Origin of the sequence: Promicromonospora sp. NFX87 (assembly GCF_048564965.1) — a bacterium.
Taxonomy (GTDB): Bacteria; Actinomycetota; Actinomycetes; order Actinomycetales; family Cellulomonadaceae; genus Promicromonospora.
In genome coordinates, this window is record NZ_CP183413.1 from 785,358 (window position 1) to 809,477 (window position 24,120).

The 24,120-nt window shown below is 71.7% G+C and carries 17 protein-coding genes; 14 read left to right on the forward strand and 3 right to left on the reverse strand.

All coding sequences use genetic code 11. The annotated features are described in order from the left end of the window. Positions 1–67: 67 nt before the first annotated feature. The 8 genes from ACNYC2_RS03575 (at position 68) to ACNYC2_RS03610 (ending at position 10,907) form a co-directional block, all read left to right on the forward strand. On the forward strand, positions 68–1,078 hold the full coding sequence (locus tag ACNYC2_RS03575) for an ABC transporter ATP-binding protein (RefSeq protein WP_419705717.1): 1,011 nt from the start codon (positions 68–70) through the stop codon (positions 1,076–1,078). Beyond that, a complete protein-coding gene (locus ACNYC2_RS03580) occupies positions 1,075–1,779 on the forward strand; it encodes an ABC transporter ATP-binding protein (RefSeq protein WP_419705718.1) in 705 nt (234 codons plus the stop codon). The genes ACNYC2_RS03575 and ACNYC2_RS03580 overlap by 4 nt, the downstream gene beginning before the upstream one ends. Before the next feature lie 247 nt (positions 1,780–2,026). Beyond that, complete coding sequence (locus ACNYC2_RS03585) at positions 2,027–3,697, forward strand: peptide ABC transporter substrate-binding protein (protein WP_419705719.1); 1,671 nt, start codon at positions 2,027–2,029, stop codon at positions 3,695–3,697. Positions 3,698–3,849: 152 nt separating this feature from the next. After that, positions 3,850–4,776, forward strand: coding sequence for an ABC transporter permease (locus ACNYC2_RS03590; protein WP_419705720.1), 927 nt, complete (start codon positions 3,850–3,852; stop codon positions 4,774–4,776). Continuing rightward, a complete protein-coding gene (locus ACNYC2_RS03595) occupies positions 4,769–5,731 on the forward strand; it encodes an ABC transporter permease (protein ID WP_419705721.1) in 963 nt (320 codons plus the stop codon). The genes ACNYC2_RS03590 and ACNYC2_RS03595 overlap by 8 nt, the downstream gene beginning before the upstream one ends. Continuing rightward, positions 5,728–7,473: a dipeptide ABC transporter ATP-binding protein gene (locus ACNYC2_RS03600; RefSeq protein ID WP_419705722.1), complete on the forward strand. Its 1,746-nt coding sequence runs from the start codon at positions 5,728–5,730 to the stop codon at positions 7,471–7,473. The genes ACNYC2_RS03595 and ACNYC2_RS03600 overlap by 4 nt, the downstream gene beginning before the upstream one ends. 286 nt (positions 7,474–7,759) lie before the next feature. After that, the gene (typA, locus tag ACNYC2_RS03605; RefSeq protein ID WP_419705723.1) at positions 7,760–9,703 is read left to right on the forward strand and encodes a translational GTPase TypA; all 1,944 of its coding nucleotides are present in this window, start codon (positions 7,760–7,762) and stop codon (positions 9,701–9,703) included. Positions 9,704–9,791: 88 nt separating this feature from the next. Next, the gene (locus tag ACNYC2_RS03610) at positions 9,792–10,907 is read left to right on the forward strand and encodes a PIG-L family deacetylase (RefSeq protein WP_419705724.1); all 1,116 of its coding nucleotides are present in this window, start codon (positions 9,792–9,794) and stop codon (positions 10,905–10,907) included. Between the two features lie 4 nt (positions 10,908–10,911). On the opposite strand, the gene ACNYC2_RS03615 is transcribed toward ACNYC2_RS03610, so the two are convergent. Further along, positions 10,912–11,481 carry a hypothetical protein gene (locus ACNYC2_RS03615; protein ID WP_419705725.1) on the reverse strand — a complete coding sequence of 190 codons (570 nt, stop codon included), beginning with the start codon at positions 11,479–11,481 and terminating at the stop codon, positions 10,912–10,914. A gap of 58 nt (positions 11,482–11,539) precedes the next feature. Here ACNYC2_RS03615 and ACNYC2_RS03620 point away from each other — a divergent pair, with 58 nt between their 5' ends. From ACNYC2_RS03620 to ACNYC2_RS03640, 5 genes are all read left to right on the forward strand, one after another. Further along, positions 11,540–11,938, forward strand: coding sequence for a hypothetical protein (locus ACNYC2_RS03620; RefSeq protein ID WP_419705726.1), 399 nt, complete (start codon positions 11,540–11,542; stop codon positions 11,936–11,938). A 701-nt stretch (positions 11,939–12,639) separates the two neighbouring features. Beyond that, positions 12,640–15,852 carry a VanW family protein gene (locus ACNYC2_RS03625; protein ID WP_419705727.1) on the forward strand — a complete coding sequence of 1,071 codons (3,213 nt, stop codon included), beginning with the start codon at positions 12,640–12,642 and terminating at the stop codon, positions 15,850–15,852. A gap of 67 nt (positions 15,853–15,919) precedes the next feature. Next, positions 15,920–16,759: a hypothetical protein gene (locus tag ACNYC2_RS03630; protein WP_419705728.1), complete on the forward strand. Its 840-nt coding sequence runs from the start codon at positions 15,920–15,922 to the stop codon at positions 16,757–16,759. Continuing rightward, positions 16,756–17,742: a prephenate dehydratase gene (locus tag ACNYC2_RS03635; protein ID WP_419705729.1), complete on the forward strand. Its 987-nt coding sequence runs from the start codon at positions 16,756–16,758 to the stop codon at positions 17,740–17,742. The genes ACNYC2_RS03630 and ACNYC2_RS03635 overlap by 4 nt, the downstream gene beginning before the upstream one ends. Then, complete coding sequence (locus ACNYC2_RS03640) at positions 17,739–18,794, forward strand: prephenate dehydrogenase (protein ID WP_419705730.1); 1,056 nt, start codon at positions 17,739–17,741, stop codon at positions 18,792–18,794. The genes ACNYC2_RS03635 and ACNYC2_RS03640 overlap by 4 nt, the downstream gene beginning before the upstream one ends. Before the next feature lie 15 nt (positions 18,795–18,809). Here ACNYC2_RS03640 and ACNYC2_RS03645 read toward each other — a convergent pair whose 3' ends face one another. Next, the gene (locus tag ACNYC2_RS03645; protein WP_419705731.1) at positions 18,810–20,525 is read right to left on the reverse strand and encodes an FAD-binding dehydrogenase; all 1,716 of its coding nucleotides are present in this window, start codon (positions 20,523–20,525) and stop codon (positions 18,810–18,812) included. Between the two features lie 9 nt (positions 20,526–20,534). After that, entirely contained in the window at positions 20,535–22,847 is a 2,313-nt protein-coding gene (gene glgX, locus ACNYC2_RS03650; protein ID WP_419705732.1) for a glycogen debranching protein GlgX, read from the reverse strand. 78 nt (positions 22,848–22,925) lie between these two features. Here glgX and ACNYC2_RS03655 point away from each other — a divergent pair, with 78 nt between their 5' ends. Continuing rightward, positions 22,926–24,032 carry a ThiF family adenylyltransferase gene (locus tag ACNYC2_RS03655; RefSeq protein ID WP_419705733.1) on the forward strand — a complete coding sequence of 369 codons (1,107 nt, stop codon included), beginning with the start codon at positions 22,926–22,928 and terminating at the stop codon, positions 24,030–24,032. Positions 24,033–24,120: the final 88 nt, after the last annotated feature.

Below are 24,120 nucleotides of genomic sequence, written 5' to 3' on the forward strand. Positions count from 1 at the left end.
CGACGACCCTGTACCCAGGCGTTCTAGACCCAGGCGTTCGAGACCCAGGCGTTCGAGAGGAGACCCGATGAGCACGACCATCGAGCTGACGGACGGCGGCGCTCCGGTGTCGGCCGCGCCGGCGGGCGGCGGGGAGATCCGCTGCGGCGACCTGGTCAGGATCTTCGCCACGGACGGCGTCGAGGTGCAGGCGCTGCAGGGGCTGACGCTGAGCGTCGACCCGGGGGAGATCGTCGCCGTCGTCGGCGCGTCCGGGTCGGGGAAGTCCACCCTGCTGACGATCCTCTCCGGCCTGGACACGCCGACCGGCGGGTCGGCCGTGGTGGCGGGGACCGACCTGCTGACCATGGGGCACGCCGAACGGGTGCGCTACCAGCGCTCGACCGTCGGCTTCGTGTGGCAGCAGACCTCGCGCAACCTCCTGCCGTACCTCACGGCGAGCGAGAACGTCCGGCTCCCGCTGGAGCTGGCGTCCCGGGGGTCGGGCCTGTCGAGACGGGACCGCGCACGCCGCGTCGAGGCGCTGCTCGAGCTGCTGGAGGTCGGTCACGTGGCCGGGCGGCGCCCGGGCGAGATGTCCGGCGGGGAGCAGCAGCGGACGGCGATCGCGGTCGCCGTGGCCAACAGCCCCCGTGTGCTGCTGGCTGACGAGCCCACCGGCGAGCTCGACGAGGCCACCTCCGTCGAGGTGCTGGAGGCCCTGCGCGGCGTGAACCGGGAGACGGGCGTGACCACCCTGATCGTGACGCACGACCCGACGGTGTCCGAGCACGTCGCGCGCACCGTCCAGATCCGCGACGGCCGTACCTCCACGGAGACCCTGCGGCGTACGGAGACCGACGAGCACGGCCGGGCGCGGCATGTCTCGGAGGAGTTCGCGGTGCTCGACCGGGTGGGCCGCCTGCAGCTGCCGCAGGACTTCGTGCACGCGCTCGACCTGCGCGACCGCGTGCGGCTGGCCCTGGAGCCGGACCACGTCGGCGTCTGGCCGGCGGCGCCGCAGTCGCTGGTCGAGACTGTCGAGACCGCACCAGGCATCGACGAGCTCGACCGCCGAACGACCGAGGAGGACCGATGACGACGACGACCGAGGCGCGCACCGTGCTGCGCGCCCAGGACCTCACCAGGGTGTTCGGTACCGGGGCAGGCGAGGTGCGCGCGCTGACCAGCGCGTCGCTGGAGGTCGCGGCGGGCGAGCTGCTCGTGGTGCGGGGTCCGTCCGGCTCGGGCAAGACCACGCTGCTGAACCTGCTGGGCGGCCTGGACCGTCCGACGTCGGGCAGCGTATGGCTGGGCGACTCCGAGCTGACGGCGCTGGGGGAGAAGGCGGTGCTCACCGCCCGGCGCGAACGGATCGGCTACGTGTTCCAGTCGTTCGGGCTGGTGCCCGTGCTGTCCGCGGCGGAGAACGTGGAGGTGCCGCTGCGGCTGCGGCGCACGGCCCCGGCCGAGCGCGCGGAACGGGTGGCGGCCGCGCTGGACGCCGTCGGGCTGGCCGGGCACGCGAAGCAGCGGCCGTACGAGCTGTCGGGCGGGCAGCAGCAGCGGGTGGGCATCGCCCGCGCGCTCGTGGCCGACCCCGAGCTGCTGCTCGCGGACGAGCCCACCGGACAGCTCGATTCCGGCACCGCTGCCGTGGTGATGGACCTGCTCGCCCGGGTGGTGCACGAGAGGGGCGTCGCCGCCGTCGTCTCGACGCACGACCCGGAGCTGATGGCGCGTGCGGACCGGGTGGTCGAGCTCCACGACGGCCGGGTGATAGACCGAGGCAACGGGTGAATTTCCTGGTGAAAGGCCTGGCGACACCTTTGTTACGGGTGTGAGAACCACCTGGTCAGAACTGTTACCGAGTGTTACCCGCGCATACCGAGATGGTCACAACTCGGTGGCTTTTCCTGTGAGGTGGTCATCGCCATCTGCAAGTAGCGGCTACGTTAGGTCTGTTATCACTGGGCGCAAAGAAGCGTCCGCATCGCTCCGGACGGCAACCCGTCTGACCGGGGTGAACTGCTACCCAGGAGGACACGTGACACCTCGAAAGCGGCTTGTGGGGCTTGGCGCATTCGCGCTCGCCTCGTCGCTCGTGCTGACCGCTTGCGGCGGTGGCGGCGGCGGCAATGACACCGGCGACGGCGCCAGCACCGGCATCGTGACGGTCGGTAACGGCGAACCGCAGAACCCGATCATCCCGACCATGACCAATGAGGTCTTCGGATCCAAGGTCACGGGCAACATCTTCGCCGGCCTGGTCTACTACGACGCCGAGGGTGTCGTGCACAACGAGGTCGCGGAGTCGATCGAGTCGGAAGACAACAAGGTCTGGAACGTCACGCTCAAGGACGGGTGGACGTTCTCGGACGACACGCCGGTCACTGCGCAGAGCTTCGTCGACGCGTGGAACTACGGCGCGTACGGCCCCAACGCGCAGAACCTGAGCTACTTCTTCGAGCCGATCGAGGGCTTCGCGGACCTCCAGCTCGCGGAGGACCAGTTCGACGAGGAGGGCGCGCCCATCGAGGGCGAGGTGCCCGCGGCCGAGGAGATGTCCGGCCTCGAGGTCGTCAGCGACACCGAGTTCACCGTGACGCTGACGCAGCCGGAGTCCGACTTCCCGCTGCGCCTGGGCTACTCGGCCTTCTACCCGCTGCCCGAGTCCTTCTTCGAGGACCCTGAGGCGGCCGGCGAGGCCCCGATCGGCAACGGTCCCTACGTCCTGGAGACCTGGGAGCACAACTCGCTCATCGAGCTGCGCCCGAACGAGTCCTACCAGGGTGACCGCGAGGTCCAGAACGGTGGTGTCGACCTGGTCGCCTACACCGACGAGGACTCGGCGTACAACGACCTGCTCGACGGCAACCTGGACATCGTCACCAACGTCCCGGCGTCGGCGTTCGGCACGTTCGAGGAGGAGCTGGGCGACCGTGCGGTCAACCAGCCCGCCGCCGTCATCCAGGTGATCAACGTTCCTGAGTACGTCGAGGGCTTCCAGGGCGAGGCCGGGCTGATGCGTCGTCAGGCCATCTCCATGGCGATCGACCGCGACCAGATCACCGAGACGGTCTTCTCCGGCTCGCGTACCCCTGCCACCGACTTCACGTCTCCCGTCATCAACGGCTGGAGCGAGGACCTCGAGGGCAACGAGGTGCTCCAGTACGACCCCGAGGAGGCCAAGCGTCTCTGGGACGAGGCAGAGGCCATCGAGCCGTGGGGCGACGAGCCGCTGTACATCGCGTCCAACGCGGACAGCGACCACCAGTCGTGGGTCGACCCGACCTGCAACGGCATCCGCGACACGCTCGGCATCGACTGCGAGTTCGACGCGTACCCCACGTTCGACGAGTTCCTCGACGCGCGTGACAACGAGGAGATCAAGGGTCTCTTCCGTGGTGGCTGGCAGGCCGACTACCCGGCCATGGGTAACTTCCTCGGCCCGATCTACGGCACGGGTGCCGGCTCGAACGACATGGGCTACTCGAGCGAGGAGTTCGACGCCAAGCTGACCGAGGCGAACGGCGCGCCCGACCCGGAGACGGCGGTCGAGCTGTACAAGGAGGCCCAGACGATCCTGTTCCAGGACATGCCGGGCATCCCGCTCTGGTACAACAACGCGACCGGCGGCTGGTCCGAGTCCGTCGACAACGTCGTGTTCGGCTGGGACAGCGACCCGCTGCTGTACCAGGTGACCAAGTCGGAGTGAGCCTGATCACGCCCGGACCTCCGGCGTGACGCTTCGCTCCAGGTGAGGCGGGGTACGCGCGTCGCGTACCCCGCCTTCCACTGTGCTGCGGCGCGCCACCGGGAAGTTGTCCGGGAGAATGGTTCGCTGAAACCGCCCAAGGAGAATCTTCGATGCTTTGGTATCTCGGTCGCCGGCTACTGCAGGTGATCCCTGTGTTTCTCGGCGCCACACTGCTGCTCTACTCGCTGGTGTTCCTGCGCCCTGGTGATCCTGTGGCCGCCCTGGGTGGTGAGCGTGGGCTGCCCGAGGCTGTGCAGCAGCAGATCCGCGCGCAGTTCCACCTGGATCAGCCGTTCATCGTGCAGTACCTGTACTACCTGAAGGGCATCTTCACGTTCGACCTCGGTGACACCTTCACCGGTCGTCCCGTGGCCGAGGTAGTGGCCCAGGCCCTGCCGATCACGTTCCAGCTCGCCCTCATGGCGCTCGTGATCGAGACGATCTTCGGCATCGGCTTCGGCCTGTTCGCCGGGATCCGCAAGGGCAAGCTGTTCGACTCCACGGTGCTCGTGTTCAGCCTGCTGCTCATTGCGCTGCCCACGTTCGTCACCGGCCTGGTGCTGCAGATCGTCGTAGGCGTCAACCTCGACTGGTTGCCGGTCACCGCCGGCCGAGATCCCGACTTGATCAGCCTGCTCATGCCGGCGGTAGTGCTGGCGACGACGTCGTTCGCCCAGATCCTGCGCCTGACCCGCACCTCGGTGATCGAGAACGTGACCGCCGACTTCGTCCGTACAGCGAGTGCCAAAGGTCTGCCGCGCGACAAGGTCGTCACGCGGCACGTGCTGCGCAACTCGCTCATCCCGGTGGTCACCTTCATCGGTGTGGACCTGGGCAACCTCATGACGGGCTCGATCGTCACCGAGGGCATCTTCAACATCAACGGTGTCGGCGGCACGCTCTTCAATGCGATCCAGCGCGGCGAGTCCGTCACGATCGTGACGATGTCGACGGTGATCGTGCTCGTCTACATCGTCGCCAACCTGCTCGTGGACCTGCTGTACGCCGTCCTGGACCCGAGGATCCGTTATGCCTGAGAACCGATACGACAAGACCCCGCGTCCGGGCCAGGGCCACTTCGTGGCCGCCGCCGAGGACGTCAAGGTCGGCGTGGTCGATGCCGTGTCCGTCGACCAGAAGCCGTCGAGCATGTGGCGCGACGCCTGGCGGGACATGAGCCACCGCCCCCTGTTCTGGATCTCCGCCGCGATGATCCTGATCGTGGTGGTGGTCGCGATCGCCCCGGGCGCGTTCACGGCCCAGCTCCCGCGCGACGGTTGTGTCCTGCCGGACTCGCTGCAGCCGCCGTCCAGCGAGCACATCTTCGGTCTGGACAAGAACGGGTGCGACATCTACACGCGGACGCTGTACGGAGCTCGCGCGTCGGTGCTGGTGGGCCTGCTCTCCACGGCCTTCGTCGTGGTGCTCGGCACCGCGATCGGCGCCATCGCCGGCTACTACGGTGGCTGGACCGACACGATCCTGTCGCGCATCACGGACATCTTCTTCGCCGTGCCGTTCGTGCTCGCCGCGATCGTGATCCTCAGCGTCGTGCCGTCGCGCAATGCGCTGGCGGTGGCCCTGGTGCTGGCCTCCTTCGGCTGGACCACCATCGCCCGCATCACGCGTGGCGCCGTGCTCAGCGTGAAGAACAACGAGTTCGTCACTGCGGCCAAGGCGCTCGGCATGAGCCGTGCGGCCATCCTCTGGCGGCACGTGCTGCCCAACTCGGCGGCGCCGATCATCGTGTACTCCACGGTGGCGCTCGGCACGTTCATCGTGGCCGAGGCCACGCTGACGTTCCTCGGTATCGGACTGGACAACTCCACCGTCTCCTGGGGTGGTGACCTGTCGAACGGGCGTGCCTCGATCCGTACCAACCCGGAGATCATGTTCTACCCGGCCGCGGCACTCGCCTTCACGGTGCTCGGTTTCATCATGCTGGGCGACGTGGTGCGCGACGCCCTCGACCCGAAGGCGAGGAAGCGATGACCACCACGATCACCCTCACCGACGGATCCACCGAGGACGCCCCGGTGCCCGCCGAGAAGCGCGACGACAGCACGCCGCTGCTCGAGATCCGCGACCTGCAGATCTCGTTCACCACGGCCACCGGCAAGGTCGACGCCGTGCGCGGCGTGGACCTCACGATCTACCCGGGTCAGTCCGTGGCGATCGTCGGCGAGTCGGGCTCCGGCAAGTCGACCACGGCGCACGCGATCATCGACCTGCTGCCGGGTACCGGCCAGGTGACCGGCGGGTCCATCTCGTTCGGCGGGCGCGAGCTCGTCGGGCTGAAGCGCAAGCAGGTCGAGGACCTGCGCGGCCGCGAGATCGGCCTGGTGCCCCAGGACCCGATGTCGAACCTGAACCCGGTGTGGCGCATCGGCACGCAGATCGACGAGGCGCTGGTCGCCAACGGCTTCCAGGGCAGCAAGGCGGAGCGCACCGCGCGGGTCGCCGAGCTGCTCGGCGAGGCAGGTCTGCCCGACGCCGCGCGCCGGGCCCGCCAGTTCCCGCACGAGTTCTCCGGCGGTATGCGCCAGCGGGCGCTCATCGCGATCGGCCTCGCCTCACGGCCGAAGCTGCTCATCGCCGACGAGCCGACGTCCGCCCTCGACGTCACGGTCCAGAAGAAGATCCTGGACCACCTGGAGGGCCTGACCGCCGAGCTCGGCACCGCGGTCCTGTTCATCACGCACGACCTGGGCCTGGCCGCGGAGCGCGCCGAGCACCTCATCGTGATGTACAAGGGCAAGATCGTGGAGTCCGGCCCGGCCGTGCAGATCCTCAAGGACCCGCAGCACGAGTACACCAAGCGGCTCGTGGCCTCGGCCCCGTCGCTGGCCTCGCGCCGCATCCAGTCCGCGCACGAGCGCGGCGCGGAGGCGGAGGACCTGCTCGCCGAGCACGCGGACGAGGTGGAGGCCTCGGCCCCCGACGTCGTCGTGGCGAAGGACCTGACCAAGGTGTTCCACATCCGTGGTTCGCGGCCGGGTACGCACACCGACTTCACGGCGGTCGACAGCATCGACTTCTCGCTGCCCAAGGGGCACACGCTCGCGCTGGTGGGCGAGTCGGGCTCCGGCAAGTCCACGGCGGCCAACATGGTGCTGGGGCTGCTCGAACCGACGTCGGGCACCGTCATGTTCGACGGCAAGGACGTCGCCAAGATGTCCGCGAAGGAGCAGTTCGCGCTGCGGCGCCGGGTACAGCCGGTGTTCCAGAACCCGTACGGGTCGCTGGACCCGACGTACTCGGTGTTCCGCTCGATCGAGGAGCCGCTCGCCCTGCACCGGGTGGGTGACCGCAAGTCCCGCGAGGCCCGCGTCCGCGAGCTGCTGGACATGGTCTCCCTGCCGCAGGCGACCATGCGCCGGTTCCCGAACGAGCTCTCGGGCGGCCAGCGGCAGCGCATCGCCATCGCGCGTGCGCTGGCGCTCAAGCCCGAGGTGCTCGTGCTCGACGAGGCCGTCTCGGCGCTCGACGTGCTGGTCCAGGCGCAGATCCTGACGCTGCTCAACGACCTGCAGGCCGAGCTGGGGCTGTCCTACCTCTTCATCACGCACGACCTCGCGGTGGTGCGTCAGATCGCGGACCTCGTCGCCGTGATGAAGGACGGCAGCATCGTGGAGCACGCGACCACCGACGAGGTGTTCGACAACCCGCAGCAGGAGTACACGCGGGACCTGCTGGCGGCGATCCCGGGCGCGAGCCTGGAGATCGGCGGCTGACCCGAAGCAGGTCCGCGAAGTAGAGCGCCTGTCCGTCTCCCCGGTGTTGCCGGGGCGATCCGGACAGGCGCTCTACTTCGCCTTCCGCCGCTCGGCGAGGTAGAGCGTGTGTCCGGACAGACGCTCTACTTCGCGGAGCTTCTTCGGCGCGGTTGTATTCACCGGACAGTGACACGGTCGACACCTGGTGATTTCGATTCGCGGGTAGGATGGGTGGTGCTGCGAGACCGGTCCGCTTCGGATCAGAGTCCGCGCCCCTGACCTCCCTTCTGGAAATGAGTGCTTCGTGACCGTGCCTGCAACCGCGCCGACCTCGGTCCGTGCGACCCGTTCCGACCTTCGAAACGTCGCGATCGTGGCCCACGTCGACCATGGCAAGACCACGCTCGTGGACGCCATGCTGCGGCAGTCCGGATCCTTCGGCGCCCGCCAGCACCTCGAGGACCGCGTGATGGACTCGGGTGACCTGGAGCGTGAGAAGGGCATCACGATCCTCGCCAAGAACACCGCCATCCGGTACTCCGGCCCGGCGGCCGCGGCGAACGGTGAGCCCGACGGCATCACCATCAACGTGATCGACACCCCCGGCCACGCCGACTTCGGCGGTGAGGTCGAGCGCGGCCTGTCCATGGTCGACGGCGTCGTCCTGCTGGTCGACGCGTCCGAGGGCCCGCTGCCCCAGACGCGCTTCGTCCTGCGCAAGGCGCTTGCCGCCAAGCTGCCCGTCATCGTCGTGGTGAACAAGGTGGACCGCCCGGACGCACGCATCACCGAGGTCGTCGCCGAGACCACCGACCTGCTGCTCGGCCTGGCCAGCGACCTGTCGGACGAGGTCGAGGACCTCGACCTGGACGCCATCCTCGACGTCCCCGTCGTGTACGCGTCGGCGAAGGCCGGCCGCGCCTCCACCGAGCAGCCCGCCGACGGCGGCCTGCCCGCCAGCGAGGACCTCGAGCCGCTGTTCGCGACCATCCTCGAGAAGACCCCGGCGCCGACGTACGAGGAGGACATGCCGCTGCAGGCGCACGTCACCAACCTCGACGCGTCGCCGTTCCTCGGCCGCCTCGCGCTGCTGCGCATCCACAACGGCACCCTGGTCAAGGGCCAGAACGTCGCGTGGGCCCGCCACGACGGCTCGCTGCAGACCGTGAAGATCACCGAGCTGCTCGAGACCAAGGCGCTCGACCGCGTGCCGACCGACAAGGCCGGCCCGGGCGAGATTGTCGCCGTCGCCGGTATCGCGGACATCATGATCGGCGAGACCCTGACGGACGTCGACGACCCGCGGCCGCTGCCGCTCATCACGGTCGACGACCCGGCGATCTCGATGACCATCGGTATCAACACCGGCCCGCTCGCGGGCAAGGGCGGCAAGGGCCACAAGGTCACCGCCCGCCAGGTGAAGGACCGCCTCGACGCCGAGCTCGTCGGTAACGTCTCGCTCAAGGTCCTCCCGACCGAGCGTCCCGACGCCTGGGAGGTGCAGGGCCGTGGTGAGCTGGCCCTGGCCATCCTCGTCGAGCAGATGCGCCGCGAGGGCTTCGAGCTCACGGTCGGCAAGCCGCAGGTCGTCACCAAGATCATCGACGGCAAGGTCCACGAGCCGATGGAGCGCATGACCATCGACGTCCCCGAGGAGTACCTCGGCGCCGTCACGCAGCTCCTGGCGCAGCGCAAGGGCCGCATGGAGACCATGACGAACCACGGCACCGGCTGGGTCCGCATGGAGTTCATGGTCCCGGCGCGTGGCCTCATCGGCTTCCGCACGCAGTTCCTCACGGACACCCGCGGCACCGGTATCGCCGCGTCGATCGGTGACGGCTATGAGCCGTGGCACGGCCCGATCGAGTCGCGCATGACCGGCTCGCTCGTCTCCGACCGCGCCGGCAAGGTCACGCCGTTCGCCATGATCAACCTGCAGGAGCGCGGCTCCTTCTTCGTGGAGCCCACGCAGGAGGTGTACGAGGGCATGATCGTCGGCGAGAACTCGCGCAACGAGGACATGGACGTCAACATCACCAAGGAGAAGAAGCTGACGAACATGCGTTCCGCCAGCGCCGACAACTTCGAGAACCTCATCCCGCCGCGCAAGCTCACGCTCGAGGAGTCCCTCGAGTTCGCGCAGGAGGACGAGTGCGTCGAGGTGACCCCTGAGGTCGTCCGCATCCGCAAGGTCCTGCTCAACGCGACGGACCGCGCCCGCGCGACGGCCCGCGCCAAGCGAGCCTGACCAGACCCTCCCGCTGAGTGCTGGATATTCGCCCGTGAACGTTCGTTCAGAGGGCGAATATCCAGCACTCAGTGCTTTCTCGGGTGGGGTGCTTGCCGTTCATGCGCATCCTGACGACGAGACGCTGTCGACCGGAGGATTGCTCGCCACCTTCGCGGGGGCCGGGTTGCCCGTGTGCGTGGTGACGTGCACGCGCGGGGAACGGGGCGAGGTGATCGCCCTCCCGGGTACGACGTCGGAGGGCCGGGCCGGTCTCGAGGGCGACGGCCCCGCGCTGGGTGCCTACCGCGAGGGCGAGCTGGCCGCGGCCCTGGTGCGGGTGGGCGGCGTCGGCGGACGGATCGAACAGGCCTTCCTGGACACGCTCCCGCAAGCGGGCCCGACGCTTACCGCGACGTCGGGCACCCCCGCCGGATCGGACGGCGTGCGGTACGAGGACTCCGGCATGGCCTGGGTCGCGCCCGGCGTGGCCGGGCCGGCACCGGACTCCCCGCCGACGGCGTTCGCGCGGGTCCCGCTCGACGAGTCCGCCGGCCGGCTCGCGGCCCTCGTCCGCGTACGGCGTCCCGCCGTCGTCGCCACCTACGAGCCCGGGGGCGGGTACGGGCACCCCGACCACGTGCGTGCGCACCAGGTGACGGTCCGCGCGCTCGAGCTCGCGGCGGACCCGAGCTGGCGGCCCGACGGCGGAGGCGCGCCGGCGGGAGAGGGCACCCCGGCCTCCGGCGTCGGACAGCGGGACGAGCCCTGGGCGGACGCCGAGCTGTGGCAGGCCGTCGTAGCCGCGGACGAGCTGCGCGAGGCGCGCGCGAGGCTGGCGGCCCTGCCGGAGGCGATGACGCTCGCCGCCGCCCACAAGCTGACCTTCCCGCCACCGAAGGACCCCCTTCCTCCGCTGGCCCAGGAGAACCTGAACGTGTGGTCGGCAGAACGTCAGGTGATCGGCAGCTCGAGCTGCCGATCACCTGACATTCTGCCGACCACATCCATCGGCCACTCCCGGGTGGTTCGGGTTGAGGTCGGGGGCGTGATCGAGAACGTTGTCGCGGGGTTGCGGGCTCACGCCTCGCAGGTGCAGCATGCGACCGCCCTCGTGCGGCCGGAAGGGCCGCTCGCCGGGTGGTACGCCCTGTCCAACGACGTGCTCGCCCCGATCCTGACCACTGAGACCTACCTGGTCAACGCCTCCCGGTCACCCGGGTAGCGGGTCAGCGCTCCTGGAGGGCGTCCAGGCCGATCGCCATGGCGGCCACGAGCCGACGGTCGATGTTCGGGTCGTGGATGTTGACGACGTAGCGGTCACGCAGGCCCCACTTCTTCTCCACGCTGAACGCGGGCTGGCCGTCCACCAGGAAGTCGAAGTGGTACGGCAGCCAGTCCGCCTCGACGAGCCGGCGGATGATGGCGACCGCCATGCTGCGCTCGGACCCGGTGGCCGTGCCGAACCCGGGCTGCTCGACGTGCCAGGTGGTACGCAGCAGGGACTTGGCGAAGTCCTTGCGGAACGAGCCGACCGGGTTGCCGCCGCCGTCGACGACGTCGTAGGTGGCGCCGAGGTCCATCATCTGGCGGGCCTTGAAGCCGAGCACCGGCTCCCGCTTGGTGTCGTCGGTGTAGAGCGTCACCTGCTCGCGGAAGGCCATGCGCTTCTGCTGCGCGAAGGCGTAGAGCTCGCCCTCGGAGCCGTCGGGACGCGCGCCGTGCACCTCGTACTGGTTGACCATCAGCCGGATGCGCTGTCGAACGATGAGCTGAGTCTGTGCCTGAAGCGTATTCACCCGCCGGAGTGTTGCACATTCGCAGTCTCCTCCCAGGTGAATGCTGGACAATGGCTGGGTGAACTCACCCGGACGTCACCTCGGACGAACGATCGTGCGCACCCTGCTCGCCGTGCTGCTCGGCGTGGTCATGGGCGGCCTCGGGACCGTGGTGCACCGGTTCGGTGACGAGTCGTGGTACCTCGGACTGGCTCTCGCGCTGGCCCTGACCGCCGCGGCGGGCGTGCTCGCGCGCGCCTGGGCCGGTTACGGCACACTGCTCGGGTTCGGCGTGGGCTGGGTCGCCATGGTGCAGGCCCTGTCGCTCCCGGGTTCCGGGGGCGACGTCGTGGTCCCGGCAGGCGTGCTCGGCATGGTCTGGTCGTACTCGGGGGTGGCGGTCCTGGCGGTCGTCGCGTTCCTGCCGTCGTCGTGGTTCGCTGAGGTTCCGGCACGCCGAGATCGGCCTGCTGCCTGACGTCTGCGGTCCTGCGCAGGCTGGTTCAGGATGGTGGTCAGGATTGATACACAACCTCCACCTCGGGGTGTCCGGTACGCGGCCTCGGGCGGGATTCCCGCTGGATAGGATGCCCGGCAGGGCGGCCCCGTCCAGCGGATTCGCCGCAGGCCAGGTGCGCCCTTGGGGGACGCGGAGAGCCCGCGTCTCGGGTAGTTGCACGGAGCGTGCCGATGGGCCAGCCGACCGAGCGTGACGAACCGCTCGAGCCGACGTCAGACGAGAACACCGGGACGCAACCCGCCCCGGTGACGCCTCCCCCCTTGTCCCGAACGCGCCCTGGCAGCGTGCCGAGGCAGGCCGCGAAGCCCCCGATACGCCCGAGCGACCCCGGGGCAGCGCAGACCTCAGTACCGGCCGGTCAACCGACCGCGGAGCCGGACCCCAGATCCCCAGAGAAGGCCCAGCCCGTGACCCCTCCGGAGCAGTCCGAGGCCCCCGAGGCCCCGCGCCCGCCCGTCGTGCCGCCCGCAGCACCGACCGCGGCAACCGAGAGCGCCCCCAGGGGCCCTGGAGCGGACGCCGAGGCGTCGGCCGGTACACCGAGCGGACCCGAGTCGTCGGCCCCGCCTGTGACGCCGAGCGAGCCGGAGGTTCCTGGCACGTCCGAGGCATCGGTCCCGCCAGTGTCTGCGAACCCGCCCGCATCCTCGAACCTGCCCGTGCCTGCGAACAAGGCGGAGACGCCCGGTGAGCCCGCGTCCCGCCCGGCGAGCGAGCCTGCGGCTCCGGGCACGCCCGCGGGTGCGGCTCCGAGCGAGCCCACAGCTCCGAGCAAGCCCGTGGCCATGGTTCCGAGCGAGGCCACGGCTGCGGCCAAGCCCGAGGTCGCGGTCTCGAGTGAGCCGAAGGCTCCGACCGGACCGCAGGTCGTGGCCCCGAGCGAGCCCAAGGCTCCGGCCAGGCCCGAGGTCGCGGACCCGGGTGCCAAGGTTCCGAGCAAGCCCGAGGTTGCCGCCCCGAGCGCGTCCAGGGCACCGGGCGAGCCTGCCGCTGCGGCTCCGGGCAAGCCCGACGCTGCGAGCAAGTCTGATGTTCCTGGTAAGTCCGAGGCTCCGAGCAAGTCCGACGCCCCGAGCAAGCCCGCGCCCGTGAGCGGATCCGCGTCGAACAAGTCCTCGGCAGAGAGCGCACCGGTCACGCCGGCCGTCGTCGACCCCGTGCCGGTAGCGGTGCTGCAGACCGTCGTGGAGAAGCTGGAGACGCCGCCGACGAAGGCGGCCGCTGCGCCGCGCAGCGGCTACACGCCGCGGGTCTTCGCGTTCGACCGCCCGCCCAAGACGGCGCCCGGGGCGAACACCCCCGACGGCGCGGCCGCCGCGGCGCAGGCGCCCGCGCAGCCGGCTGAACCCGCCGCGCCCGTCGGCCAGGCTCCCGCCGCGACGGGCGCGGGCAGGACATCCGACGAGGCGAAGACCGGAACCTCCGCCGGACCGGTCCCAGGTGCACCGGCCGCGGACGCCCCGCGCCCCGCGGCGGCGGCATTCGGCGCAGCAGCGGGCGCAGCGGCAGCGACGGCTGCTGGGGCCGGCGCTGCGGCGGCCAGGCCCGCTCCCGCCGACGCGGCTGCGGCAGCAACACCTGCGGCTCCTGCCCCCGCACGTCCCACCTCCGCACGCCCCGCCTCCGCGGGCCCCGCCTCTGCGGACGCCGCCCCGGTGGCCGCTCCCAGGACGTCGGCACCCGAGACGCCGGCGCCCAGGACGGATGCACCTGACAAGGCAGCGCCCGCCGCTTCGGCTCCGCGCACCACGACGTCCGGCGCGGCGTCCGCCGGGGCAGCAGCAGGCGCTGCCGCCGCCGGAGCCGCCGCCGGTGCAGCGGCGAGTGCCGCCGCCCCGGCCACGGCCGCCACGCCCGCGGCTGCGGCAGCCACGCCCGCGCCCGCCGCTCCCGCCACGCCCGCCGCTCCGCCGTCGGTCCCGCCGCATTCGCCCGCCCCGCAGTCGGGAGCGGTTGCGCCCGGTGCGGTCCCTCCGGCGCCGCCCGACCAGAACTCCTTCCTGAAGCCGCTGACCGGCGCCATCCAGCGGGTCTCCCGTCCGCTGGCCGGGACCCGCTGGGCGCCGGTGCGTCCGGACGCGGCGGCGTCGGCGGCCTCCGCGCAGGAGCCGGGTGGGCCGCAGGGCCCCGCCGGACCGTTCGGCCCCGTCGGCCCCAACGGTCCGGGCACGTCCGGCCAGGGTGAGTTCTTCGGCCTCGCCGGGGACGGTGCCCCGAGCCGCGGCCCGAAGATCGCGCTGATCTCCGTGCTGGTCGTCGTCCTGCTGTTCGCGGTCTACGCCTTCGTCGCGTGGGGTCTGAGCGACAAGACGCCGCGCGAGACCACGGTGGCCGGTGTCGACGTCGGCGGTATGACGCAGGCCCAGGCCGCCGCCGCGATCACCGAGCAGCTCGCCCCGCGGGCCAAGGAGCCGATCGAGCTCACCGCGGGTGAGGGCAAGGCCCAGCTCTCCCCGGAGCCGAGCGGTCTCGCCATCGACGCGGAGGCGACGGCGGCGGAGCTCACCGAGTTCTCGCTGAGCCCGGTGCGGATGTGGGAGCACATGTTCGGCGGCTCGGACGAGGCGCTCGTGCTGGCCATCGACCAGAAGAAGTTCGACGCCGCGGTGGCAGGCCTCGAGGAGTCGCTCGCCGTCGAGCCCGTGGACGGCACCGTCTCGTTCGTCGACGGCCAGGCGGTCAAGACGGACCCGAAGGAGGGCTCACGGATCGTCGCGAGCGAGACCTCGCGCATCATCCAGGAGCGCTGGATCCTCCAGCAGGGCCCGTACGACCTGCCGGTCGAACCGGTCGAGCCGACGATCACGCAGCAGGAGACCGACGAGAGCCTCGCCATCGCGCAGAAGGTCATCTCGGCACCGGTCACGGTGTCGGTCGGTGGACAGTCACCGGTCCTGGCGCCCGACGTGCTGGCCGGGCTGTTCCGGTTCGAGCAGCGCGACGGCAAGCTCGTCACCTTCGTCGACGGGGAAGCGACCGTCGCGGCAGTCGTCGACGGTACCCACGACCTGCTCGAGGTCCCGTCCGACGCCCACTTCGAGTTCGCCGGCGGCAGGCCGACGGTCGTCGGGGGCAAGACCGGAACCACCCTGGATCCCGCCGACGCGAGCAAGGCCGTGCAGACCGCCGCGACGAGCGACGACCGTGAGACGTCGGTCGAGCTGGTCGAGCAGGACCCGAAGGAGACCGTCGACTCCCTGAAGGCCCTCGGGGTCAAGGAGGTGGTCTCGGAGTTCCACACGCCGCTGACGAACGAGCCCGTACGCACGCAGAACCTGGTGCGCGGCGCCGAGATGATCACCGGCAACCTCGTGAAGCCGGGGGAGACGTTCTCCCTGCTCGACGCCCTGGCGCCGATCACGCTGGAGAACGGCTACTTCGACGCCGGCGTCATCGAGAACGGCGAGCACGTCGAGGCAGTGGGCGGCGGGCTCTCGCAGATGGCGACGACGACCTTCAACGCCGGGTTCTTCGCCGGCTACGAGGACGTGGAGCACCACGCGCACTCCTTCTGGTTCCCGCGCTACCCACCGGGCCGCGAGGCCACGATCTACGTGGGCGCCAAGGACATGAAGTTCACCAACGACACGCCCTACGGCGCGGTGCTCCAGTCCTACGTGGCGGGCGGCGAGCTCTGGGTCAAGATCTGGAGCACGAAGCACTACCGGGTCGAGGAGAGCAACACCGGCAAGACGAACGTCGTGCCCACGTCGGCGATCCACGACTCGTCGGCCGACTGCAAGCCCTACCCGGGCGGCGAGGCCGGCTTCTCGATCGGCATCACCCGCAAGGTCTATGTGGGCAACGAGCTGGCCAAGGAGAACTCCTTCAACCACACGTACAACCCGGACAACCCGGTGGTCTGTGACTAGCGCCTGTGACCAGCCGCCAGTGCTTTCCGGTGAGGCTCTGACGGCTCACCGGCGGTAGGTTTCGCACATGCTTGGACGTAGCGAGCGGGAGTCTCCCGCGCACGCGGTGCTTGCCGCGCAGATGGCGGGCTGGAACGACCCGGTCGAACTGCTGGACCTCGGCACCACGGCGGACACGCTCGCCACGGTGGCGGGCATCGAGGCACTGGCGGCGGTGGTGCACCTGGGACACCCGGAGCACCCCGCGCCAGGCCTCGAGCGTGCCCTCCTGGAGGGTGCGTCGTCGCTCATCCTGACGGGTGCGGTAGCCGTGCCCGTCCAGTGGGTGTGGGTCGGTGCGGGCTCGACCGTGGGTCAGGTGGTGGTCGACGAGGCCGGGATGCGCGACTGCGCGAGCGTCCTGCGGAGCCTCGGCGCCAGCCCGCGGCTCGTGCCGACGCGCGCGACGGTCGAGGAGCGGATAGCCCTCGCGGGTGAGGGCGGGTCGCTGGTGATCGAGCGGTCCCGGGTCCCGGCGGGTTTCGCCGAGCTGCCCGACAGCGCCGCGCTCGCCGACGGCGGGCCGGTCTGGTACGGGCTCCTGGAGTCCCGTGACGACTGGCCGCCCTTCGCCGATCCCGCGCAGGTCTGGCTCGCGTTCGGGCCGGCCGACGACCACCTCGGCTCCCTGCAGCCGACGCTCGCGCTCGTCGCCGAGGCCGGCCTCGACCTGGACCACCTGCGCAGCCAGCCGTCGTCGGCCGGGCCGCACGTGTTCTTCACGTCGTTCTCCTGCCCGACGTCGGACGTGCTGAGCGACCTGGTCGCCGCGCTCACCGAACGGGGCGTCGCGCACCGCACCCTGGCCGTCCTGCCCGGCGAGTCGTTCGTGCCCGGGCCGGACGCGCTGACACCACGGTGGGCATGACGGTGGCCGGCGCCGAGCGCGGCACCCGGGCCGCGTACCTGGGCCCGGAGGGCACCTTCACGCACCAGGCGGCGCTGGAGTGGGCGGGCCTGCACGCCGCGGCGGGCGGTTCCACGGACGACGTGGCCGTCGAGCCGCTGGCCACGGTCAAGAACGTGCACGACGCCGTCTCCGGCGGTACGGCCGACGTCGGCGTCGTCGCCATCGAGTCGTCGGTCGAGGGCTACGTCGTGCCCTCGCTGGACGCGCTGCTGTCCAGCGAGGACGTCGTGGCCGTGGACGAGGTGGCGCTCGACGTGTCGTTCGACGCGTTCGTGCGTCCTGGCCACGGCGAGCTGACCGTGGTCTCCGCGCACCCGCACGGGCTGGCGCAGTGCGCCGGCTTCGTCACGAGCACCGGCCTGGCGACCGCGCCGGCGTCGTCCAACGCGGCGGCGTGCCGCGATGCGGGGCCGGGCACGATCGCGCTCGGGCCCACGATCTGCGGCGAGCTCTACGGGCTGGAGACGTACGCGAAGGCGGTCGAGGACTTCCGCGGCGGCCGCACCCGGTTCCTCGTCCTGACCCGGCGGAGCGCGGCCGATGCGTACCTCGCGCGATCTCGTGCGGCGGGCGCGACGGCCTGGAAGACGATGCTGGCGATCACGCCGGCGGTGACCGGGCCGGGCGTGCTCGCGCGGATCACCGCCGCGTTCGGGGACCGGGGCGTGAACATGTCGAGCCTGATCACGCGGCCGCTCAAGGCGCAGGAGAGCAAGTACGTCTTCGTCGTGACGTTCGACGAGGCGCCGTGGGACCAGGGCGCGCGCGAGGTGGTGAGCGACCTGCTCGCCGCCGGCGACTCCCTCAAGACGCTCGGCCTGTTCCCGGCGGGCGCAGGCTTCCGGGCGCTCGACGGCGTCCTCGACCCGGACCACGTCCCCGTCGGCTCGATCTCGGCCAAGGACTCCGACGAGGCACGTGAACGCGGGCTGCTGTGGTGAGCGGCGCGCAGAGCGGCCCGGTGGGTGTGGTCGGCCTGGGTCTGATCGGCGGCTCCCTGGCCAGGGCGCTGCAGGCGGCGGGTGTGCCGGTCGTCGCGACCGACCCGGCTTCGAACGAGGAGGCGCGTGCGGCGGGCCTCTCGGTGGTGGACGACGTCGCGGGGCTCGCCCTGCACCGCCCTGAGATCGTGGTGCTCGCCGCGCCGCTGCGCGCCATGCGCGCGGTCGCGGGGGAGCTCGCCGAGGCGCTGGCGGGTGAGCCGGGCTGGGACCCGACCGTGACCGACGTCGGCTCGGTGAAGGCGCCGGTGCGGGAGGCGGTGGCGGACGCCGGTCTGGCCGGCCGTTACGTCGGGGCGCACCCGATGTCGGGGACCGAACGGAGCGGGTTCGACGCCTCCTCGGTGGAGCTGATGCAGGGCATCCCGTGGGCGGTGACCTGCGCGGGCGCCGAGGCCGGCGTGGCCGGGACCGACCCCGCTCGGCTGGAACGGGTGCTGCGGCTGGTGACCGGCCCGCTCGGCGGGACGGCCGCCGTGCTCACGGACGATCTGCACGACGAGGCGGCCGCCCTCGTGTCGCACGTCCCGCACGTGCTGGCCAACCAGCTGCTGGGAGCGGTGTCGGGCGCGCCGGTGCGGGACTTGGCGCTGGGGCTCGCGGCCGGCTCGTTCCGGGACGGCACCCGGGTCGGGCTCACCGACCCGCGCCGCACCGAGGCGATGGTCACCGAGAACGCCGCCTGGGTCGCCCCGGTGCTGCGGCTCGCGGCCCGGGACCTCGAACGGCTCGCGGACGAGCTCGAGTCCAACGCGCCGACACACTGGTTCTTCGACCGTCCGGACCCGGTACGCGAGCTGATCGGGCGCCCCGGTGGGCCGCGCGTGACCGGCCTGCGACCGGGCGACGGGGCCCGCCCCGGCCTCCGCTCGGACGCCGAGGTGGTGCCGCTGACGGGCGACTGGCCGGCTCAGCTGGTGGCCCGCTGTGCGGCGGGCGCCGTGGTGGTCCGGCTCGATGACCGAGGCGCGGAGCTCCAGCCGGCGCGCTGAGGCAGCAGGTACCGGCTACAGCGCCGCCGCCAGGGCCCGGCCCGTCGTCCGGCCCGTGAAGAGGCAGCCGCCCAGGAACGTGCCCTCCAGCGCGCGGTGCCCGTGCGAGCCGCCCCCGCCGAAGCCCGCGGCCTCGCCGACCGCCCACAGGCCCTCCAGCACGTCCCCGGACGCGGTGAGCGCGCGGCCCGTCTCGTCGCACCAGATGCCGCCCAGCGTCTTGCGGGTCAGCACCGTCAGGCGGACGGCGAGCAGCGGCCCGTCCTGGGGGTCGGTGAGGGCGCGCGGCGGGGACACCCGGATCGCCTTGTCCACGATGAAGTGCCGCGCGGCCGACGTCGCCACGACCTGCGGGTCCTTGCCGAGCCCTGTGGCCACCTGGGCGTCCCGGGCCGTGATGAGGGCGGCCAGCTGCTCGGCGTCGATGTGCCCGGCCGAGCCCTCGGTCGCCTCGGTGAGGGCGTTCATCTTCGCGGCGAGCTCAGCGGGCGTGCTCGCCCAGAGGAACTCCTCCGACTGCTCCGCGAACGTGCGCACCGGCACCGACTTCCCGCGCACACGCTCCACCAGCAGCGGTACCGACTTGCCGGTCAGGTCGGGGTTCTGCTCGGAGCCCGACAGCGCGAACTCCTTCTCCATGATCGTCTTGTTCAGCACGAACCAGGAGTGGTCGTCCCCGCGGGTGGTCACGTGCTGCAGCGCGCCGAGCGCGTCGAAGCCGGGGAACAGCGGGCTGGGCAGCCGGCCGCCGTCGGCGTCGAGCCACAGGGACGACGGGCCGGGGAGGATCCGGATGCCGTGCTTGGACCAGACCGGGGAGTGGTTCGCGATGCCCTCGGGGTAGTGCCACATCCGGTCCTCGTGCACCAGCGTGGCGCCCGAGGCCGCCGCGACGCCGAGCATGAGCCCGTCGGTGGAGTCCGGCACGCCGGACAGCATCCGGGTGGGCAGCCGGCCGGCGTCCGCCGACCAGTGGGCGCGCGCCAGGTCGTGGTTCGCGCCGATACCGCCGCTCGCTACGACCACTGCCCGCGCGGACAGCTCCACCTCGCCGGTCACCGTGCGGCTGGAGGGTTCGCCGCGGCCCACGCCGTCGTCGGCGAGGATCTCGGCACGCACGCCCGTGACCCGGCCGTCGGTGGTGACCAGCGACGTGACCCGGTGCCGGAAGCGCAGGTCCAGCAGCCCGGACCGGTTCGCCTCGCGCGCCGCGAGGACGAACGGCGCGACGACGGCGGGTCCCGTGCCCCACGTGACGTGGAAGCGCGGCACCGAGTTGCCGTGGCCGCCCGCCGGGTATCCGCCCCGCTCCGCCCACTGCACCGCGGGGAACCAGCGCACCCCCTTGGCGTGCAGCCACGACCGCATGTCGCCGGCGGCGAACTCGACGAACCCCTTGCCCCACTTGTAGCCGAAGCGGTCCGGACCCTCGCCGCGCTCGGCGCCCGGCGCGAACTGGGCGGAGCCGAGCCAGTCGGCGAAGGCGAGGTCGAACGAGTCCTTCACCTTGAGGCGGCGCTGCTCGGGGGAGTCCACGAGGAACAGCCCGCCGAACGACCACCACGCCTGACCGCCCAGCGACGCGGCGGGCTCCTGGTCGAGCAGGACCACCCGCTTGCCCGCCGCCGTCAGCTCGGTCGCCGTGACCAGCCCCGACAATCCCGCGCCGATGACTATGACGTCGGTCTCGGCCGGGGCGGCAACGTCGTTGTTGTGGACGGAGTCAGTCATGAGCGAACACTAGCGGTCCTGCGAGAGCAGCACCTGGAGGCTGAGCGCGTCCAGCGCCACCGAGGTCCGCGGGCCCGCCTCGTCCTCGGGGACGAAGGGGAAGTCCCACGAGGAGTCCCAGACGAGCTGCCAGGGCGCGCTGTCCGGGTCGGACCGCGGGGGCAGCGTCACGTGGGCGTCGTCCAGGTTGCCGTTGATGACCAGGAGCACGTCGGCGTCACCGGCCGCCGGTCCCGGGCGCAGCATCTGCAGCACGCGCCGGCAGGTCTGGTTCCAGGTGGCGGGCTCCATCGGCGCACCGTCGCCGGCGAACCAGAGCAGGTCCGGGTCGGACTCGTTCGGCCGCGGGGAGCCCAGGAAGAACGAGTCGGCGCGCAGCGCGGGGTGCTCCCGCCGCAGCCGTAGCAGGTACCGGGTGGTCTCGAGCAGGTCGGTCGCCGCGTCGTCCATCGCCCAGCGCAGCCACGAGACCTCGTTGTCCTGCACGTACGCGTTGTTGTTGCCGCCCTGGCTGCGGCCGAACTCGTCACCGGCCGTGAGCATGGGGGTACCCGCGGAGAGCAGCAGCGTGCCCAGCAGGTTCCGCTGCGACCTGCGGCGCGGCGGCACGATGGCCTGCCACGGTTCAGTGGTCGCGTCGTCGCCGGTGGACGTGTGCCCCTCGATCCCGTGGTTCCACGACAGGTTGTTGTCCGTGCCGTCCCGGTTGTCCTCTCCGTTGGCCTCGTTGTGCTTGTAGTTGTAGGCCACCAGGTCGGCGAGCGTGAAGCCGTCGTGCGCCGTCACGTAGTTCACGGACGCCACGGGCCCGCGCACCAGCGCCGGGTCGCTCGGCCCGAACAGGTCGGCGCTCCCGGCCAGCCGCGTGGCGAGGTCGCGCAGGCCGAGCATCTCCTGCCCCCGCACGCCCTGCTTGGGCGCGTCGAGCCAGAAGCCGCGCGCGGCGTCGCGGAACCGGTCGTTCCACTCCGCCATGGGCGGCGGGAACGAGCCGGTCTGCCAGCCGCCCGGGCCGACGTCCCAGGGCTCGGCGACGAGCTTGAGGCCGGACAGCACGGGGTCGGTCTGCAGCGCGACCAGGAACGGGTGGTCCGGGTCGAACCCCACGGTTCCCCGGCCGAGCGTCACCGCGAGGTCGAACCGGTACCCGTCCACGCCGACGGTCTCGGCCCAGTACCGCAGCGAGTCCAGGGCCATCTGGATCACGCGCGGACGCCGGAAGTCGAGCGAGTTGCCGGTGCCGGTGACGTCCGCGAGCGCGGCGGGCGAGGCGCCGTCGTGCAGGTAGTAGAGCGGGTTGTCGAGGCCGCGCCAGGCCACGTGCAGGTCGTCGTCGCCGCCCTCGCAGGTGTGGTTGTAGACGACGTCGAGCAGCACCTCGATGCCCGCCTCGTGCAGCAGGTGCACCATGCCGCGCACCTCGTCGAGCACTGCCTCGGCGCCCTGGTCCTGCGCAGCCTGCGTGGCGTAGGCCGCGTTGGGCGCGAAGAAGCCGAGGGTGTTGTAGCCCCAGTAGTTCTGCTGGTCCTGGGCCGCCAGACGTGACTCGGCGAGGCTCTTGTGGATCGGCAGCAGCTCCAGCGTCGTGACGCCGAGGCTCAGCAGGTGCTCGACGACCGCCGGGTGCGCAGCCCCCGCGTAGGTGCCCCGCAGCTCCGCCGGGATGTCCTCGCGGAGCATCGTCAGGCCACGCACGTGCGCCTCGTAGATCACCGTGTCGGCCCAGGGCACGCGCGGCCGCGACAGGGGAGCGGGCGGCGGCAGCGGTGCGACGACCACGGAGTGCGGCACGTACGCCAGCGAGTCCCGGTCGTCCGCCGCGCCGTAGCGGTCGCCGAGCCACCAGCCCGGCTCGCGCTCCGTGGACACCGAGCCCACCACCTCGGGACCGTAGCGCAGGCGGCCCGCGAACCCGCGGGCGTACGGGTCGATGAGCAGCTTGGCCGGGTTGTGCCGCATCCCCGCCTCGGGCTCCCAGGGTCCGTACACGCGGAAGCCGTAGCGCTGGCCGGGGGCGATGTCGGGCACGTGCGTGTGCCAGACGCCGTACACCGGACCCACCATCTCGACGCGGCGCTCGGTGTACCGGGCGGGGTCGTGCTCGTCCAGGCCCGGGTCGGTCACGTCGATGAGGCACAGGTCGACGGCGGTGGCGTGGGACGCGAGGACAGCCGCGTCGATCCCGCCGTCGGGCGTGACGTAGACGCCCAGCGGCGGGACGTGGCTGCGCCTGGCCGTCGGCCGGATCAAGGGCCGGACGACCGGACGGGGCGCCGGGTCGCCCGGCGCCCGCTGTGGTTCTGCTCGTCGTGACTGCACCATGTGCCTCATCGTTGCAGGCGGGCAACCGTCGGCCCAACCTCGATCGTTGTTGACGACGGGGCGTGGTGGAATGGGCGGATGGAGCAGCTCGAGTCCGGCCGGGGTTCTCTGGCGCCTGACGAGCGGCGCCGGGTCGCGCGGCACCTCCTGCTCGACGGGTTCGGTCTGGCCGCGCAGGAACGCCTCGCCGCGTCGCGTGTGGTGGTGGTCGGTGCGGGCGGGCTCGGGTCCCCGGTGCTGCAGTACCTCGCCGCGGCCGGGGTGGGCACCCTCGGCATCATCGACGACGACGTCGTCGAGGCCTCCAACCTGCAGCGCCAGGTGCTGCACTCGGTGGCCGACGTCGGACGGGCCAAGACGGCGTCGGCCGCCGACGCGCTGCGCGGGCTCGCGCCGTCGGCGGAGGTCGTCGCGCACCCCGAGCGGCTGACCCGCGACAACGCCGCGGCGATCCTCGGCGGCTACCACCTGGTGGTCGACGGCTCGGACACTTATCAGACGCGCTACGCCGTGTCGGACGCCGCTGCAAGCCTCGGCCTGCCCGTCGTCTGGGGCACCGTGCTGGGCTGGGACGGGCAGGTGAGCGTCTTCTGGTCGGCCGCCCCCGACGGGAGGGCGATCACCTACCCCGACGTGTTCGGCCCGCAGCCACCCGAGGGGGAGTCGTGCGCGACGGTCGGCGTGCTGAGCCCGGCGTGCGGCGTGGTGGGCTCGACGATGGCGGTCGAGGCCGTCAAGGTCCTGACCGGTACCGGCGATCCGGCGCTGGGCCGGCTGCTGGCGTACGACGCGCGCACCTCGGCGTGGGACACGATAGTGCTGGCCGCGCCGTCGTCGTCCCCGGGCGGTGACGTGCCTGCGGAGCCGACGTCGGCCGCGGAGCCCGCGTTGCCCACGGAGCCGGAGCGCGAGCCCGCCGGGCCGCCGTCCGACAGTCCTGAGCTGTCCGGGGTGCCCGGGGTGCTGCTGCTCGACGTCGGGCTGCGGCCGGGTGCGGTGCCCGGTGCGGTGTTCGCGCGGCTGGAGGACCTGGCGGCCGGCAACCTGCCGCCGGAGCTGCTGGACCATCCCCTCGACGGGCCTGTGATCGTGCTGTGCGAGCGCGGTCTGCGGTCGCGCGGCGCGGAGCAGCTGCTGCGCGCCGAGGGGTGGCGCGACGTCACGAGCCGCGCCATTCTCGGGTGAACCCACCTTCTGGACACGTCCCGTTCATCTGGACGTACCGGACCTTTGGTGGGCGAGACACCGCCTGCTCCTAGGTTGACGACGACCT